This is a genomic window from Olleya marilimosa CAM030 (genome assembly GCF_000518485.1).
Classification (GTDB): Bacteria; Bacteroidota; Bacteroidia; order Flavobacteriales; family Flavobacteriaceae; genus Olleya; species Olleya marilimosa.
Map to the genome: position 1 here is coordinate 1 of NZ_JADR01000028.1, position 1,067 is coordinate 1,067.

Sequence of the window (1,067 nt, forward strand, 5' to 3'; positions counted from 1 at the left end):
GGAACAGGATGTTATACCATAGTAAGTTTTGACATTACAGTAAATCCATTACCAGTAGTTAGTCCAATAGAAGATTATATCTATTGCGAATTATTTAATGATGGACAATATGGATTTGATTTAGAAAGTAAAACCCCAGAAATCCTAAATGGACAAGACGGAACAATCTTTATTGTAACCTATCACGAAACTCAAGGTGAAGCAGATATGGCAATGAATGCATTAAGCAGTCCATATACCAATACAAGTAACCCACAAACCATATACGTTAATATCACCAATACCCTAACAGGCTGTGATACCACAACTACGTTTAATATTGAAGTTCAGGAAGCTGCACAAGCCAATCCAGACCTAGTACCAATCGTATATCAGATTTGTGATGACAATATGGAAACCGATGGTGATACAACGGATGATAGCGCACAATTTGATTTATTAACATTAAATCCAGACGTGTTAGATGGACAAGATCCAGCAAATTACATTGTAAGCTATTACGCAACCCAAGCGGATGCTGATGCAGCAACCAATGCACTTCCATTTATATATGAAAACACTGTAAATCCACAAGTCATTTATGTACGTGTAGATAACAACACTATGACAGTGTTACCATTAGCTATCGACCTAGCAGGATTAGGAACAACAGGTATAGATTTTAATGGAGACGGAACAATAGATACAATTGATACCGATTTAGATGGTGTCTTTGATCTAATAGACGTAGATGGCGATGGACTATCAGACGGAACAGACACAGATGCAGATGGTTTAATTGATGAAGTAGACATTGATGGCGATGGTATTGCAGATGCAGTAGATATTGATGGCGATGGCGTATTAGATAATCAAGCAGACAGCTCAGTATGTTATGACACTGCAGAGATCACATTACAAGTTAATCCATTACCAGAGTTTGATTTAGATGACACTTATTTATTATGTGTTAATACAAACGGAACAGAAGTGGTTAATACACCAGTATTAGACACAGGATTAAACACGACGGATTACACGTTTGAGTGGCAATTAGAAAGCGTAACCCTTCCAGGAGAAACAGGAAG

The 1,067-nt window shown here is 37.3% G+C and carries 1 pseudogene; it reads left to right on the forward strand.

Features of this window, described 5'->3' with window-relative positions:
- Window positions 1-1,067: pseudogene (locus tag M890_RS16880) on the forward strand (hypothetical protein); the annotation flags it as partial.